This is a genomic window from Streptomyces sp. NPDC047085 (assembly GCF_040643735.1).
In the GTDB taxonomy this organism is placed as follows: domain Bacteria; phylum Actinomycetota; class Actinomycetes; order Streptomycetales; family Streptomycetaceae; genus Streptomyces.
In genome coordinates, this window is record NZ_JBEYUW010000006.1 from 395,191 (window position 1) to 411,200 (window position 16,010).

10 protein-coding genes are annotated in these 16,010 nt (G+C 71.3%); 5 read left to right on the top strand and 5 right to left on the bottom strand.

Features of this window, described 5'->3' with window-relative positions; genetic code table 11:
• Positions 1 to 16: 16 nt before the first annotated feature.
• The 4 genes from sbnB to ABZ865_RS23120 are packed head-to-tail and all read right to left on the bottom strand — an operon-like array spanning position 17 to position 7,997.
• Positions 17 to 1,087 carry a 2,3-diaminopropionate biosynthesis protein SbnB gene (sbnB, locus tag ABZ865_RS23105; protein WP_361233267.1) on the bottom strand — a complete coding sequence of 357 codons (1,071 nt, stop codon included), beginning with the start codon at positions 1,085 to 1,087 and terminating at the stop codon, positions 17 to 19.
• On the bottom strand, positions 1,084 to 2,088 hold the full coding sequence (locus ABZ865_RS23110) for a TauD/TfdA family dioxygenase (RefSeq protein ID WP_361233269.1): 1,005 nt from the start codon (positions 2,086 to 2,088) through the stop codon (positions 1,084 to 1,086). Before ABZ865_RS23110 ends, sbnB begins: the two co-directional genes overlap by 4 nt.
• Positions 2,089 to 2,131: 43 nt before the next feature.
• The gene (locus ABZ865_RS23115; protein ID WP_361233272.1) at positions 2,132 to 5,395 is read right to left on the bottom strand and encodes an amino acid adenylation domain-containing protein; all 3,264 of its coding nucleotides are present in this window, start codon (positions 5,393 to 5,395) and stop codon (positions 2,132 to 2,134) included.
• Between the two features lie 13 nt (positions 5,396 to 5,408).
• The gene (locus ABZ865_RS23120) at positions 5,409 to 7,997 is read right to left on the bottom strand and encodes a Pls/PosA family non-ribosomal peptide synthetase (RefSeq protein ID WP_361233275.1); all 2,589 of its coding nucleotides are present in this window, start codon (positions 7,995 to 7,997) and stop codon (positions 5,409 to 5,411) included.
• A 406-nt stretch (positions 7,998 to 8,403) separates the two neighbouring features.
• Between ABZ865_RS23120 and ABZ865_RS23125 the strand changes: the two genes are divergently transcribed.
• The 5 genes from ABZ865_RS23125 (at position 8,404) to tatA (ending at position 14,800) form a co-directional block, all read left to right on the top strand.
• Positions 8,404 to 8,766: a metalloregulator ArsR/SmtB family transcription factor gene (locus ABZ865_RS23125; protein ID WP_361233278.1), complete on the top strand. Its 363-nt coding sequence runs from the start codon at positions 8,404 to 8,406 to the stop codon at positions 8,764 to 8,766.
• Positions 8,759 to 11,584 carry a magnesium-translocating P-type ATPase gene (gene mgtA / locus ABZ865_RS23130; protein ID WP_361233281.1) on the top strand — a complete coding sequence of 942 codons (2,826 nt, stop codon included), beginning with the start codon at positions 8,759 to 8,761 and terminating at the stop codon, positions 11,582 to 11,584. The genes ABZ865_RS23125 and mgtA overlap by 8 nt, the downstream gene beginning before the upstream one ends.
• A 116-nt stretch (positions 11,585 to 11,700) precedes the next feature.
• The gene (locus tag ABZ865_RS23135) at positions 11,701 to 12,399 is read left to right on the top strand and encodes a transglycosylase SLT domain-containing protein (protein WP_361233284.1); all 699 of its coding nucleotides are present in this window, start codon (positions 11,701 to 11,703) and stop codon (positions 12,397 to 12,399) included.
• 210 nt (positions 12,400 to 12,609) lie between these two features.
• On the top strand, positions 12,610 to 14,349 hold the full coding sequence (locus tag ABZ865_RS23140) for an LCP family protein (RefSeq protein ID WP_361233287.1): 1,740 nt from the start codon (positions 12,610 to 12,612) through the stop codon (positions 14,347 to 14,349).
• 121 nt (positions 14,350 to 14,470) lie between these two features.
• The gene (tatA, locus tag ABZ865_RS23145) at positions 14,471 to 14,800 is read left to right on the top strand and encodes a Sec-independent protein translocase subunit TatA (protein ID WP_361233290.1); all 330 of its coding nucleotides are present in this window, start codon (positions 14,471 to 14,473) and stop codon (positions 14,798 to 14,800) included.
• A 100-nt stretch (positions 14,801 to 14,900) separates the two neighbouring features.
• Here tatA and ABZ865_RS23150 read toward each other — a convergent pair whose 3' ends face one another.
• Complete coding sequence (locus tag ABZ865_RS23150; protein ID WP_361233293.1) at positions 14,901 to 15,869, bottom strand: hypothetical protein; 969 nt, start codon at positions 15,867 to 15,869, stop codon at positions 14,901 to 14,903.
• Positions 15,870 to 16,010: the final 141 nt, after the last annotated feature.

Sequence of the window (16,010 nt, forward strand, 5' to 3'; positions counted from 1 at the left end):
CTGAGGGTTCGCGGCCTCAGCCGTACCGGCGCAGGTCGTGGAAGAAGTCGTCGATGAGGCGCAGGTTCCCGGCCTCGGCTGCCTGGTCGTAGACGTACTTGCCGACGGCGAGGTCGAGGACGCCGAGTCCGAACGGCGAGAAGATCACGGGCCGGTCGGCCGGCGGGGCGGCCCGTCCGAGCATCACGTCGTTGAGCGTGCCGTTCAGGAAGTCGCGGTTGCCGGTGCGCTGTTCGACCAGATGCGGGGAGGTGTCGGCCTTCAGGCAGTGCTCGACGTCGTCCACGAAGTTCGCCGCGTGGAGCAGGACCTCGGGGGAGAGGTCGCGCAGGGAGATGTGCAGGACCACGGGGTTGTGGTCGAACCAGGCCGGGCTGGTGACGTGGGGTTCGCCCGCGACGGTCGCGAAGATCACCAGGTCGCTGGAGCGGATCAGGTCCTCGGCGCTGTCGTGGACGGTGACCTCGGCAGTGCTCCCGGCCTGCTTGAGGTAGCCGCAGAAGCCGGTGGTGCTGTCGGGTGACACGTCGTGCACGCCGATCGTGTCGAACGTCCAGCCGGTGCCGGCCAGGAAGGTGTGGATGTAGCGGGCGATCAGGCCCGTGCCGAAGAAGCCGACGCGGGTCGGGCGGGTCCGGGTGCGGCTGAGCCAGTCGGCGGCCAGCGCGGCGGAGGCCGCGGTCCTGGTCGCGCTGATGATGGAGCTCTCCAGGCAGGCGAACGGGTAGCCGGTGTCCGGGTCGTTGAGGATGAGGACCGCGGAGGCCCGGGGCAGCCCCGCCTTCACGTTCTCCGGAAAACTGGAGATCCACTTCAGGCCGTCCACGTGGACGGAGCCGCCGACCGACGCCGGCAGCGCGATGATCCGCGCGGTGGGGCGGTCGGGGAAACGCAGGAAGTACGAGGGCGGGTTGACCGAGTCCCCGGCGCCGTGCAGCCGGTAGGTGGCCTCGATCAGGTCCACGATCTCCTTCTCGCGCCCGCTGAGCGCCTGCTGCACCTGTTCACCGGAGATCACGGAGAACGTCGGTACCGAAGCCGGGCGGGCCGTGGCCCGCCGGGTGGAGGGGGACACCGTCTGGGTCATCGCCGGCCTCCTTCCGCGGCCGGGCGGCCGTCGGCCAGGCGGCGGGGCTCGGCCATGCCGACCAGGACCTGCCGCTCCCCTGTGAAGGGCTCTCTGCTGTGCGCGGTGCGGATGTTGTCGACGAGCATCAGGTCGCCGGCCTGCCAGGGTTCACGTCGGGTGTGCTGCTCGTAGGTCGTGTTGAGCAGCTCGACGACGTCCTCGCCGATCGGGGTGCCGTCCCCGTAGCGGGTGTTGAACGGCAGCCCGTCCTCGCCGTACTCGTCGACCAGGTACTCGCGCACCTCCGGCGTCAGCGTCCACTGGTTGAGGAAGGCGATCTGGTTGAACCAGCAGCTCCTGCCGGTGACCGGGTGCCGGACCACCGCGCTGCGGCGCTGCCGGGTGCGCAGGGAGCCGTCGGGCCCCCAGGTGGCGTCGATGGCGTGTTCCCGGCAGTAGCGTTCGATCTCGGCGCGGTCGTCGGTGCCGAACGACTCCTCCAGGGACGCCCCGATCTCGTCGTTGTAGCTGCGGGTCAGGATCCAGCCCTCGCGCTCGAACCGCTCCCGCAGATCTGCGGGCAGCGCCCGGAGCATCTCCTCCGCGTCGGCCACCGCCGTCGCCCCGCCCTGATCGGGCGCGGTCAGACACGCGAACAGCATCAGACCGGGAACGTCCAGCGTGTAGCTCAGCTCGTGGTGCATGCACATCGGCTGGTTGGCCGGCCAGGTCGTGGAGGCGTACAGCCCGGGCCCGTACGCCTCACGGGGCGCGAAGGCCTCCCGCTCCGTCATGAGACCGTCGGCCAGGCCCGCGAAGACGGCACCGACCTGGCCGATGTCCCGCAGTGCGAGGCCGCGGACGACGAGCGCTCCGTGCTCGGTGACCTGAGCGCGCAGCGACTCGCGGTACTGGGCCGCCCAACTCGCCGCGTCACCGGGGGACTCGACGTGCAGGATCGCTGGTCTGTCCGGCCGCAGCTCCACGTCGAGCGGTGCTGCCAGAGGTGAGGACGACATCTCGGTTTCCCTTCGGTTGCCCGTCTGCAGTCGGTACGGGGGGTCAGGAGGAGGCCAGGGGCGCGACGACACCCAGGACGGCCTGTGCTGCCTCGGCCGGCCGGGTACGCGGGAAGTAGTGGCCCCCGTCGGGGAGTTCGTGCAGGTCCACGTGGTCGGCCAGGAGCAGCCACTGCCGGTGGCGGTGGGCGTGGCCGACGGTGTGCGGGTCGTCGGCGGCGACGACCACTGAGACCGGGGCGGGCAGCTTCATTGCCGGCGGGGTTTCCAGGGCGTCACGGAAGTAGCGGTGCGCGGACACGCAGTCGTGCCGGTAGGCGGCACCGATGTGCTCGGCGTGGTGTGCGTTCAGTTCCGCGAGTTCGGTGTAGCCGCTGTCCGCGGTCAGCCGTGCGGCGATCTCGGCGTTGTCGAGGCGCGACAGCTCACCGATGGCGGCGCTGCGTTCGGCGACGGTGCCGAGCAGCTGCGCGGCGAGGAACACCCGCGTCACGTCCACGCCGTGCTCGTGCAGCCGCCTGGCCGTCTCGACGGCCAGGGCTGTGCCCGACGAGTGCCCCCACAGCATCACCCGGGTGAGGCCCCGCGCGGCGATCTCGGCGGTGACCCGCTCCGCCACCTCCTCGATGGACGCGAACGGCTCGTGGTGGGAGGCCAGGTCGTGACCGGGCAGGTCCACCGCGAGCACGGCCACACCGCTGCCCGCGAGCGCGCTCGCCATCGGCTGGTAGTTGACGGCGTTGCCCCCCGCGTAGGGGAAGCACACCAGGGCGCACTGCGCCGCACCGCCCGCCTGGGACAGCGGCTGGAGCAGCTCCGGGTGCTGGCGGCCCGTGCCGTCGAGCAGGGTGGCGAGGTCGGCGAGGACCGGGTGCCGGGTGATGTCCTTGAGGGACACCGCCCGGTCGAGCGCGATGGTCAGCTTGACCGCCGACAGGGAGGTGCCTCCGGAGTCGAAGAAGTGGTCCTTGCGGCCGATCTGCGGTTCGGGGACGCCCAGCACCTCGGCCCAGGCGGCCGCCAGTCTGCGCTCGGTCGGGGTGAGCGGGGCACGCTCGGGCTCCGCGGCGGCGTCGCCGGGCGCGGCCGGTTCCGCCTGCGCGGCCAGGGCGGTGAGCGCCTTCCGGTCGATCTTGCCGTTGCCGGTCAGGGGCAGGGCGGCCTGCCAGTGGAAGGCCGAGGGGACCATGTAGCCCGGCAGGGTGGCACCCAGGGCGTCGCGCAGCACGTGCTGTTCCAGCCGCGAGCCCGTGTAGAAGGCGATCAGGTGCTTGTTCTGGCCGGCCAGCTCGGCGCAGACCACCGCGCCGTCGCGGACCCCGTCCACCTTCAGCAGGGCGTTCTCGATCTCACCGATCTCGATCCGGAAGCCGCGGATCTTGATCTGGTTGTCGCGGCGGCCGAGGAACTCCAGCTTGCCGCCGGGGTGCCAGCGTCCCCAGTCACCACCCAGATACAGCCGCTCGCCCGGGTGGTACGGGTCCTGCCGGTAGGCCTCGCGGGTCCGCTCGGGATCGTTGACGTACCCCCGGCCCACACAGACACCGGAGAACGCGATCAGCCCGGGTGCGCCCAGCGGCACCAGCGCCAGCTGCTCGTCGACGACGTAGACGCGCACGTTGTTGACGGCACGCCCCAGCAGCACGCGCTCGGGTACGGCGTCCATGACCTCGTGGTTGGTGTCGTCCGACGTCTCGGTCAGGCCGTAGGCGTTGACCAGCTTGATCTCCGGCTGGATCGCGAACCAGCGCTGGATCAGCTCCCGTTTCAGGGCCTCACCGGTCACCGACACACACCGCAGGTCCGGCAGCGCGCGGGGGTGCTGCTCCAGATACGCGGCCACGACCTCCAGATAGGACGGCACGACCTGCGCCACGGCGACCCGGCCGCGGACCAGCGTGTCGACGAACCGCTCCACGTCCACGATCACGTCCTGGCCGACGAGCAGCGTCCGCCCGCCCACCAGCAGCGAGGACACCAGCTGCCACAGCGAGATGTCGAAGCACTGCGGCGCGGTCTGCGCCACCACGCATCCCTCGCCGATGCCCAAGTCGTCGATCTTGGCGTGGAGATGGTTGAGCATGCCCGCGTGCTCGCACATCGCGCCCTTCGGCTCGCCGGTGGAGCCGGAGGTGAAGTAGATGTAGGCCAGCTGATCGGGGTCGACCCGCACCCCGGGATCGTCGTCGGCGTGCGGTTCCCGGTACGCCGCCCCGATCAGCAGCTTCTCCGTTCCGGGGAGCGTGGTCAGCGCCTCGTCGAGGGTGGCGGTGCTGCCGTCCTCGGTCAGGACCAGACGGCAGCCCGCGCGTGACAACGTTGCCGAGATACGACCGGCCGGGAAGTGCGGCTCGATCGGCAGGTACGCACCGCCCGCCTTGAACACCGCCAACGTCGCGGCCAGCCAGTCGAGATGGCGCTCGGTGACCACCGCGACCACGTCCTCGCGTTCCAGCCCTCGCGCCAGCAGCGCCCGCGCCAGCCGGTTCGCGCGCGCGTTCAGCTCCGCGTACGTCCACTCCTGCTCGCCGTGCACGGCCGCCACCGCGTCCGGATGCGCGCGCACCCGCTGCTCGAACAGCTCGTGGGCCCGGGCGTCCGGCAGCTCCCGGCGGGGCCCGGCCAGCCCTTCCAGCTGCTCGCGAACCTCGTCCGCCGACAGCAGACTCTGCCGCGCGTGCTCGGCGTCCACGTCGGCCGTCATCAGCCGAAGCGCCGTCAGGTGGTAGTCGCCGATCCGGGCCGCGGCCGCGGCGTCGAGGACGTCCGTGCGGTAGCGCAGCCGCAGCCTCAGCCGGCCGTCCCGGTCGCACCAGCGCACCCGCAGCACACCGCCGGCGACCGGTGCGTCCTCGGCCTCCCGGGGACCGAACACCACCTCGTACGACGGCTCCGTCAGGCCCAGCTCCCGCCGCAGCTCGCCCACCGGGAACTCCCGGTGCTCCAGCACCTCGGCCTCGGCGTGCTGAGCGGCCGTCAGCAGCCCGCGCCAGGATCCGGGGGGAACCGTCAGGCGGCAGGGCAGCGGCTCGCCCCGCACCCCGGCGGCGTAACCGGTCACCACGTCCGGCTCGCCGGACAGCACGGCGAGCACCTTGGCGTGCGCCGCGAGGAGCAGCGCGCTGACCGGTACGTCCAGCTGGTGCACCAGCGTCCGTGCCGCCTCCGCCACGTCGTCGGGTACGGCCACCTTGTGCTCGGCCACGCCCGCGACCGGTTCCCGCACCCACCGCGGCACCGCACTCGTACCGCCCGCGGTCAGCGCGCGGCTCCAGAACTCCCGGTCCGCATCCCGTTGCGTTCCCATCGAATGGCCTTCCTCAACTCACGGTCGCCGCAGTGGCGTTGATCGAAGACGGTGACGTTTTCCGGCCGGCGCCGTACGGCCGGTCGGCCGGGTCCGGCATGTCCACGGCCGGGTTGCCGCCCCAGCGCGCGTACGAGGGGACTTCCTCGCCCTTCATCAGGAACGAGTCGGGTGCCAGCACCGCACCGTCGTCCATCGTCACGCCGTAGTGCACATGCGCGCCGACGCCCAGCGTGACGCCGGTGCCGAGGGTGGTGTGGTCCGACTTGTAGGTGCCGTCCTCCTGCGAGTGGCACTGGATCTTGCTGCCCGCGTTGAGCGTGCACTCGTCGCCGATGGCGGCGAGCGTACGGTCCGTCAGGTAGCAGCCGTCGTCGAACACCCGGCGGCCGATGCGCACGCCCAGCATCCGCCAGACGAGACACTTGAACGGCGTGCCGTTGTAGATGTTCAGGTAGTGGTCCGGCACCTTCCACAGGCGCTCGATCAGCCAGAAGGCCCGGTCGTAGATGGAGCACAGCTGAGGTTGCTGCCGACGGAACCGCATGATGCAGCGCTCCACCACGACGTAGTACAGGGTGGAGAACGCCAGGGTGATGGCCAGGTACCCGGCGATCACCACGTGTCCGAGCACGCCGTACAGGTCCACGGTGGCGAGGGCGAACAGCGTCAGCGCGAAGGTCTGCAGCCACCGCACGAAGAGCATGCAGGCCATCGAGCGGAGGTTGTAGCGGTTCTTGGCCGCGAGACGACTGCGGTGCGTCTCGCCGGTCCTCAGGTCGTCGAACCGCGTGTCCCGCTCCACCGACCGGGGAATCTCGAAGCACGGCGAGCCCAGCAGGCCCACGCCTTCGCGGATCTCACCGTCGAGGGGCACCATCACCTTCGTGGCGAGAAGACAGTTGTCGCCCGTCCTGCCGCCCGTGGGGTAGGCGATGTTGTTGCCCAGGAAGTTGTGCGGGCCGATCGTCGCCCGGGACACCCGGAAGGACGTGCTGGAGTAGTCCGCGTTGACGATGGAGAGCCCGTCGGCGACCATCGTCCCCCTGCCGACGGTGACCAGCAGGGGACTCTCGTGCTGCACCTCGGTGCCGAAGTTCGAGCCGGTCTGCTCGACCCGGGACAGGTCGTATCCGATGCCCCGCAGGTAGTAGACGATGTAGGAACTGTCACCGAAGAGCCAGGCGAAGAACTTCACGTTCGTCATGCGGGCCATCGCCCGGTGGACCGCGTACTGGAATCCGTAGAGCGGATACACCCGGTCCGGCTTGACGACCAGGCCCAGCAGCCGCGGCACGACGCACAGGGCGGCGAGCCCGAGGACGACGAAGCCGAAGAACAGGGCGAAGGAGAGGAGCAGCGCGTCGGGGATCAGCTCCGACCGCTTGACCTCGGCCAGCTGCGGGTCGAGCCGGTCGCCGAGCGCCGGGACCGCGCTGAACAGCATGTACATTCCGCCGATGGCCAGCGGTATGTACAGGAAGAACAGCTGAAGCACCGTGACGAGGCCGAACCAGGCGCGGCGCACGCTGCCGCAGTCGGCCGGCGCGACGCGCACGTAGTCGATGTCCGTGGGCTGCGCCGGGGTTCCGTGCCAGTGCTCACCGTCCGGGACCGCCTGGCCGCGGTAGAGCGAGGACGAGTGGCCGAGTTGTGCGCCGTCGCCCATCGATGTGTCGATGTCGAGGACGGTCTTCTCGCCGATGTACACGTCCCGTCCGAGCGTGACCCGGCCGATCTCGATATGCCCCGCGTGCGCCCGGTAACCGAGGAAGAAGGCGTCCTTCCGGATCACCGTGCCGGACCCGATCGTGAGCAGGTCCGTGGAGACCGGGACCGCGTGGGACAGGATCGTGACGCCCTTTCCGATCCGCGCGCCGAGTGCCCGCAGATACAGCACGTACAGGGGGTTTCCGATGAAAAGGATCATCGGATTCGCGTGCAAGAGCACTTTGACGAGCCAGAAACGCATGTACGCGAAACCCCAGACGGGAAATTCACCTGGTTTCCAGCGGCCGATGAGCAGCCATTTGGCGATGACCGGGAAAACGCACAGGGCCAGGAATCCGATGCCCCCGAACAGGAGCGACCGCAGATAGATGTCGACCGCGTTCGCACCGCTCGCGACCCAGTCGTAGCCGCGCGCGGTGACGAATCCGGCGACCAGCGAATAGACCAGGAAGGCGAGCAGTTGGAATGTTCCGCACAGAACGTGGTTGAGCCTGCTCGCCGGTGCCGGAAGCACCGCCGGGACCGCCGGCGGCGGGGAGACCGGTGAGGCGACCGCCTCGGAGGAGGCCTCTGCGAGGGCCGCGGCCAGGCTCTGGATCGTCGGGTGCCGATAGATGTCCCTCATGGACGGGGACGGCAGATCCGGGCGCTTTCTGACCCGGGCACAGAACTGAGCCATGACGAGGGAGTTGGCGCCGAGGTCGTCGAAGAAATGGCTGTCGACCGAAACGCTGTCCGCGGATATCAGGTCCGCGAGCGTTTCCGCGAGTTTCGCCTCGAATTCCGTCCTCGTCGGGCCGGCGTCGCTGCGCCGGATGACGGCTCCTGCGTCCGGCCCGGATATATGGACCTCGGGGGACTGCTCCACCATTCGATCTCCTGGAAGGACGTGCTCTTTCCTGATCACGATCCGTCGAAATCCAGTCTCTGCCCGCCACCGTCAGGCTGCCACTCCGAATCGATCACGGTGAGCGTGGGCAGGGCTCGAATGGCCCGTGTTCCCTGGTCACTCGCGGCATCGCGGCGTGCGCCGGATCACCCGAATGGTCGCCCACGGCACCGAGTGGCTCCCGTGTCCCTGTCGCTCCCGTGCCCCCGCCGCGCCCGTGTCTCCGTCGCTTCCGTGCCCCCGTCGCACGGGTGTTCTGTCGGTGTCGTGCCCCCGTCGCTCCCGGGTCCTCGTCCGCTCCCGAAGGCCCGGCCGATGCGGGGAGACCGGCCCCCTACACTGGGCGGGCGCATGTGTGTGGGCTGTGAGAAGTGGGCGGGAGAGGGCTGTGTCGGGGAGCGCCGGTGGTTTCGAGGATCCGTCCGCCGAGGTTCTCGCCGAGGCGGCCGCCGCGTTCGGACTGCTCGCCTCGTCGGCCCGACTGCACCTCATGTGGGCGCTGTCGCAGGGGGAGAGCGACGTCACGCATCTCGCCGACCGGGTGGGCGGCGCGCTGCCCGCGGTCAGCCAGCACCTGGCGAAGCTGAAGCTCGCGGGGCTCGTCTCGTCCCGCCGTGAGGGCCGACGGCAGGTCTACTACGTCGACGACCCCGACGTCGTGACCGTCGTGCGGGTGATGGTGGGCCAGCTGACGGCGCGTTCCCGGCACACCCTCGCCTCCGTGCGCGAACTGCGCGGGACCGGTGGCTGACACCACCGCCGCCTCCGGGCAGGACGCACGGACACCTGAACCGCCGCACGCCCCGGCGTCCGGGCGCGGGCACCACGCTCTCGGAGGGTCCCGGCCGGGACCCCCCGACCTCACCGTCCTCGAAGTTCTGCGCGCGCTGGACAGCGGCCCGCGGGGCCTGACGGAGGCACAGGCCGAGGAGCGGCTGGCCCGGCTCGGCGAGAACACGGCGCCGGACCGGCGGGACGCCTCCTGGCCGCGACGGGTCGTGCGCAGCGCGAGGGATCCGTTCACCGCGGTGCTGGGATGCCTCGGGCTGGTGTCGGCGGCCCTGTTCGCCTGGGGCACGGCCTCCGTGATCCTCCTGCTCGTCGTGGTGAGCTGCGTACTGCGCGCCTCCGGTGAGCGCCGGGCGGACCGGTCCACGGCCGCGCTGCGCGAGCTGGTCGCCACCACCGCGACCGTGCTCCGGCGGCCCGACGAGGCAGCAGGGCCGGTGGCCCGCGAGGTACCCGTGGAAGAGCTGGTGCCCGGCGACGTCATCCGGCTCGGGCCCGGCGACCTGGTGCCCGCGGACGTACGCCTGCTGCGGGCGCGCGGCCTGACCGTGCACCAGGCCGCGCTGACCGGAGAGTCCGCACCCGTCGCCAAGTCCGCCGACGACCTGCCCCGCGTGACCGGTGGCGAGGCGGGTCCCGCCGCTCGAGCGAAGCCGGGAGCGGGGGAGTTCGACCGGCCGCAGCTCTGCTTCCAGGGCAGCAGCGTGGCCTCGGGCAGTGCCACGGCGGTCGTCACCGCGACCGGCGCGCACACCAGGTTCTCCGCCGCGCACGGCGGCACGGCGGGCCCGCCCGAGGCGAGCGCCTTCGACCGTTCCGTGCACGGCATCTCCTGGATCCTGATCCGGTTCATGCTGCTGACCCCGCCGCTGGTGCTCATGGCCAACGCGGCGCTGCGCGGGCGCGGCCTGGAGACACTGCCGTTCGCCGTCGCGGTGGCCGTCGGACTGACCCCCGAGATGCTGCCGGTCCTGGTCACCCTGTGCCTGGCGCGGGGCGCGTCGTTGCTGGCCCGGACCCACGGGGTGATCGTCAAGCGACTGCCCGCCCTGCACGACGTCGGTGCCGTCGACGTGCTGTGCCTCGACAAGACCGGCACGCTCACCCAGGACCGGCCGGTCGTCGAGCGTGCCCTCGGCCCGGACGGCCAGGACGATCCCGCGGTCCTGCACTGGGCCGTCGTCAACGCCTGGTGGACGCTGCAACTCGCCGACCTGCCGGAACCCGACGCCCTCGACGAGGCGCTCCTGGACGCGGCCGACGAGGACGCGCTCTTGGCGTACGACGGTGTCGCGGCCGTCCCCTTCGACCCGGACCGCCGGCTCGCCACCGCCGTCGTCCGCACACCCGGCCGCCTCGGCGCGCACAACCTGGTCGTCAAGGGAGACGTCGAGGCGCTGCTGCGGCGCTGCGCCCTGAGCGACGGCGAGCGCGCGGACCTGCGCGGCCTCGCCGCCCGGCAGGCCGACGCCGGGCTGCGCGTCCTGGCGGTGGCCACCGCCGAGCGCTCCGCGCGCGGCCGCGACTACACCCCGGCCGACGAGCGCGGCCTCACCTTCCGAGGCCTCGTCACCCTGCGTGACGCGCTCGTCCCCACCGCCGCCGAGGCGCTGAAGGACCTCACCGACCGGGGCGTCAGCGTCCGGATCCTCACCGGCGACCACCCCGGCACCGCCGTCCGCGCCTGCCTCGACCTCGGCATCCCCGTCGCCGGGGACGGGGTGCTCGGGGACGGGGCCCTTGGAGACGGGGTCCTCGGGGCCGGGGAGCCTGGGGACGGTGTCCTCACCGGCGACGGCATCGACGCCCTCTCCGACGCCGAGCTCATCGAGGCCGTCGGCCGTACGACCGTGTTCGCGCGTTGCACCCCGGACCACAAGGCCCGCGTCACCCAGGCCCTGCGCGGCGCCGGCCACACCGTCGGCTTCCTGGGCGACGGGGTCAACGACCTGCCCGCCCTGCGCGCCGCGGACGTCGGCATCGCCCCGCGCGACGCCGCCGCCGTGGCCCGCGAGGGTGCCGACGTCGTGCTCGCCGAGAAGGACCTCACCGCGATCGCCCACGCCGTCACCGCGGGCCGGCACGCGGGCGGCAACATCGCCACGTACCTGCGCATCACCCTGTCGTCCAACCTGGGCAACGTCCTCGCGATGCTCTGCGCAGGTCTGCTGCTGCCGTTCCTGCCGATGCTCCCCGCACAGGTCCTCATGCAGAACCTCTGCTTCGACGTGGCCCAGCTCACCTTCGCCCACGACCGCCCCCACCCCTCCGTGCTGCGCCGGCCGACCGTGCTGGACCCACGGGAGCTGCTGCGGTTCATCACCCGCTTCGGAGTGCTCAACGCCGTCGCCGACCTGGCCACCTTCGCCGTGCTCGCGCTCGCCCTGCACGGCCCCGGGACGGGGGACGACCGAGCGGTGTTCCACTCCGGCTGGTTCACCGAGAACCTGCTCACCCAGGCCCTGGTGATGGTGCTGCTGCGCACCGGCCGTCGCACCGGCCGCGGCACCGGCCCCCGCATCAGCCGTCGCACCGGCCGTCGTAACGCAGAGAGGCGCGGGCCGGGCCCGGTAGCCCGGGCCGCGCTCGTGCTGGCGGCATTCGGTCTGGCACTGCCCGCGTCACCGCTGGGCCCGATGCTCGGCCTGACCGCCCTGCCCGGCGTGTACTACCCGCTGCTCACCGCGGTCCTGGTCCTGTACGCCGGGGGCCTCGTTGCGGCCAGGACCCGGTACGAGCGACGTGCTGGTGGCCGAGTGCGGGCGAATCGCCCCCATTGAGGCCCCTTTGACCCGGACCCCCGGCGCTGCCTCACGCCCGGCTCGGTCGACCTGCTGTACAAGGGTGCCTGCCGAGAGCGGGATGCGAGAGAGGGCACGACGAGAGAGGGCACGACATGTCCGAGTCGCGGGCGCCGAAGCGCCGACGCTGGTGGGCCGTGATCGTCTTCCCCTTGGTGGTGTACGTCATCGTGCGCGCCGCCAACACCAACCAGAGCGACACGCCGCCCGCCGCACGAGCGTCCACGCCGGCGCCGACCCCGTCGGCCGGCTCGGCCGCGCCCACCGCCTCGTCCTCGGCCTCGGAGGCCGCCACGTCGTACGACCCCGCCCACTACGCACCCCAGGTCCGCACCCGGGCCCGCGAGGCCGGCGTCAGCGCCCAGCTGCTGATGGCGATCCTCTACAACGAGGCGTACAAACCCCACGACCCGGCCCTCGAACGGGCCTGGCAAAGGTACAAACCGGACGCCGCCTTCGGCATCGCGAACATGCACCGGGCCACCTTCGACGAGGTCAGGAAGGGCCGAGACTTCGCCGAGCGCCGCTGGGAGGACCTGCCGGACGACCGGGACCTCGCCATCGAGGCCGCGGCCTGGTACCTGCACGACCTCGCGACCCAGCTGCCCGCGCGGTGGCCCGCCCCCTACAGCCGCAACGAGCTGCTGGCCCTCGGCTACAACACGGGGTCCGCCAACATGCTGGCCTTCGCCCGCGGTGTGCGGCCCGGCAGCCAGGCCCAGTCCTACCTCGACAAGCTGCGCGCCTGCTGGGCCAAGGCGGGACGGGCCGTCGGGGTGAACGGAAGCCTCTGAGCGACGCCCGAGACACCTTTGAGGCGCCTTTGACATGCCTCACCTGTGAAAAGCCCAGGGCTTTACGCTGTTCGGGCGATGGGTTTGTTAGATTGCGCAACTACGCAATCGAGGTGGAGTTCCGCTCCGCCTGCCTGTACATCGTCGCGCACGCCCGGTCGTACCCCGTCGGCCCCGCATGCCGCGCTCGAGCGATCATGGGAGCGGGACATGAGCGACCCGTGGGACGGCCCGAGGGGCCAGGCCACGCGCAGCCGCACCGCCCAGGTGCCCGGACAGCGCCTGGCCGAGCCCGACGGCGGACGTCCACCGGGCGGCCGCGCCGCGGCGCGGGCGGCCTCCCGCGCGGGCGGCTCGCGGTCCGGCGGCTCGCGCTTCGGCGGGTCGCGGTCGGGGCGCCGGGCCCGCAGGGCGGGGCGCGGCAGGCGGGTACTGCGGATCATCGGACTGTGCCTGTCGGTCCTGGTGCTCGGCACGGCCGGTGTGGGCTGGTGGTTCTACGAGCACCTGAACGGCAACATCAACAGCGTCTCGCTCGACGGCAAGGGTGGCGAGGAGAAGGCCGACGCGTTCGGCCGCACCCCCATCAACATCCTCGTGATGGGCTCCGACGGACGCACCAGCAAGACCGACTGCAAACTCGGCGGCGGCTGTTCGAAGACCGGCGTGCAGACCGGCAGCAACGCGGATGTGGAGATGGTCGTGCACATATCGGCCGACCGCTCCAACGCCACCGTGATGAGTATCCCACGCGACACCATGACACACGTCCCGGCCTGCAAGGACAGCAAGTCCGGCCAGTCCACGGCCGGCTACTACGGCCAGATCAACAGCGCACTGCAGTACGGTCCGGCCTGCCAGGTGGCCACCGTCCACCAGCTCACCGGCATCCCCATCGACCACTTCGTCAAGCTCGACTTCTCGGGCGTGGTCAAGATGTCCGACGCGGTCGGCGGGGTGTCCGTGTGCGTCAGTGACGACGTCTACGACACCTACTCGCACCTCAAGCTGTCCAAGGGCACCCACACCCTCAAGGGCGTCGCGGCCCTGGAGTTCGTGCGCTCCCGGCACGGCTTCGGCGACGGCAGCGACCTGGGCCGTACCGTCTCCCAGCACATCTTCCTCAGCGCGATGATCCGCAAGTTCAAGAGCGCGGGCACGCTCACCGATCCCGCGGCGGTCTACGATCTCGCCGACGCCGCCACCAAGGCGCTGACCGTGGACGACGGCCTCGGCACGGTGAAGAAGCTGATCGGGCTCGCCGACGACGTGAACAAGGTCCCCACGAAGCGGATGACCTTCACGACGATGCAGACGGGCACCGACGCGAGCGACAGCAACCGTGTGGTGGTGGGCCCCGGCGCCAAGAGCCTCTTCGCCACCATCGCGAACGACCAGTCGCTGACCACCGGTTCCGGCAAGAAGTCGGCTGCCGCCTCGGCCACGGCGAAGGCCACCGCCTCGGCCGTGCCCGCCTCCGAGATCGCCGTGACGGTCGAGAACGGCACCGCCATCACCGGGCGTGCCTCCACCGTGGCCACGGCCCTCATGGACAAGGGGTTCAGCTCCGGCACGACCACGGCCAACGCCCCCAGCTCCGCGACCACGACCACCCTGACCTACGGCGCCGGTGAGAAGGCCGAGGCCGGCACCGCGGCGAAGGCCCTGGGCCTGCCCACCTCGCATCTGAAGCAGGGCACCGGCACGGGCCTCACCCTGGTGATCGGCACCGACTGGCCGAGCGGCTCCACGTATCCGGGCGGCGACGCGTCCTCGTCGGCGCCGGGCGACACGAAGGCCGCGGTCTCCAACGCCCATGCCCAGACCGCCGACCAGGCCAAGACCTGCGCCAAGGTCAGCCCCTACAAGACGGTCGAGCTGGGCGGTGTGCCCATGACTCCCTCCCAGGCGTACGCGGCGGCACGCGGCAAGCCGGACTCCGATGCCTGAGGGCGGGCGGCGGGACCCTGGGTTGTACAGTTGCGCAAGATAGCAACCAAAGGCGATGAGTTCGGCAGCCGGCGCGCGTTCGGCGCGCACGGCCGTCCTGCGTAGAAAAGGGGTGGGCGCGATGCTCCGCAATGGACTGGAACCCTGGCACCTGCTGGTCGTGGCGATCGTGTTCCTCTTGCTGTTCGGCTCGAAGAAGCTGCCCGACGCCGCACGCGGACTGGGCAAGTCGATGCGCATCCTCAAGAGCGAGGCCAAGGCCATGAAGGAGGACGGCGTCGCCCAGCCCACCGCCGGCCCGGCGCAGAACCCGACCGCCACCGAGCCCACGCCGACCGCCACCGAGCCCACGCCGGGCGTCGCCGAGCCCGCACCGACCGTCGTCGAGGCGGCCTCCGCCGAGACGGTGACGGCCCGCCACACCCCCGCCGAGACCACCCCGGCTCACTGAGCCCCCTGAACGGCCTGCGACCCGGCGGCCATGCCGCCGGGCCACGCAGGAGAACGGGGTGGTCACACCCGGATGGGCGCGGGTGCCCGGAGCGACTGCCTCACTGGCTGTGTCCGGAGTGCGACTCCGCGCTCGGTGCGGAGGCGCTTGCGGAGGTGTCCGGTTGCGTCGTCGGCTTGCCCGCCTGGACGGTGAACGCGGCGGTGTGGACGGTGCCGTTGTGCTTGAAGTCCAGGAACAGGCGGTAGGAGCCGGTGCTGGGTGCCGTGGCCATGAAGGAGATGTCCGGCCCGGCCTTCGTCTCGCCGTCGCCGGGTTCGCCGTTGGGGTGTACGTGGAGGTAGGCCAGGTCGCCGGAGCGCAGGGCGACCAGGTGGCCGTAGGCGCCGAGGTAGGGCTGGAGGTCGCGTACCGGCCGGCCGTCCTTGGTCACGGTCAGCGTCAACTCGCTGCCCTTGGCGGGGGTCAGGCCGCCGTGGAGGCTGACCTCGTATCCGTCGACCTTGGTGGTGGTGCCGGGGGCGGGGAGTGGTGCGGGTGCGTAGGTGCCCGAGGCCGTGAGATCGGCGCCGAGGGTGAGACCTTCGCCGCCGCGGGGCGTGAAGTCGGCGAAGACCCGGTAGGCCCCGGCCTTGGGCAGCGTCACGGGGATGGACCAGGTGCCGTCGGCGTCGCGGGTCGGGTGCACGTGGCGGTAGACGGTCAGGTCGCGTGAGGCGACGATCAGGTGCAGTTCCTTGGTGTGCTCCTGCTGGTAGGCGGTGAGCGCGCGGCCCGTCGCGTCCCGCACGACCGCGAACCGCAGGTCGGTGCTCTTCCCCGCCTCGACGGTCGGGGTCTTCAGGTCGAGCGTGTAGCCCCCCTCGGATATCTGGAGTCCTCCGGGAGGCGCGGCCGGCGCGTGACCCGCGCCCTGGTGGTCGTCGTGCGCGGTGCCCGCGTGTTGGTCGTGTGCCGTGGTCTTCGTCTTGAGGGAGATCTCGTCGACGCCGCTGCCCACGGCGTAGGCGGTGCCGAAGGTCGCGGCGAGTGCGGCGGCGAAGACGGTGATCCGCAGTCCGGTGTTCATGGTCGGTCCTCGTCTCTTGGGTCGTCTCAGGGTCGTTCATCGGACGTCTCTTCTGGCCGCTCTGGGGGCGGCTCGATGGGCTTCAACATACCCATGGGGGGTATCAGACTCAAGCCGGGAACGTGGTTGCGTTCCATACGG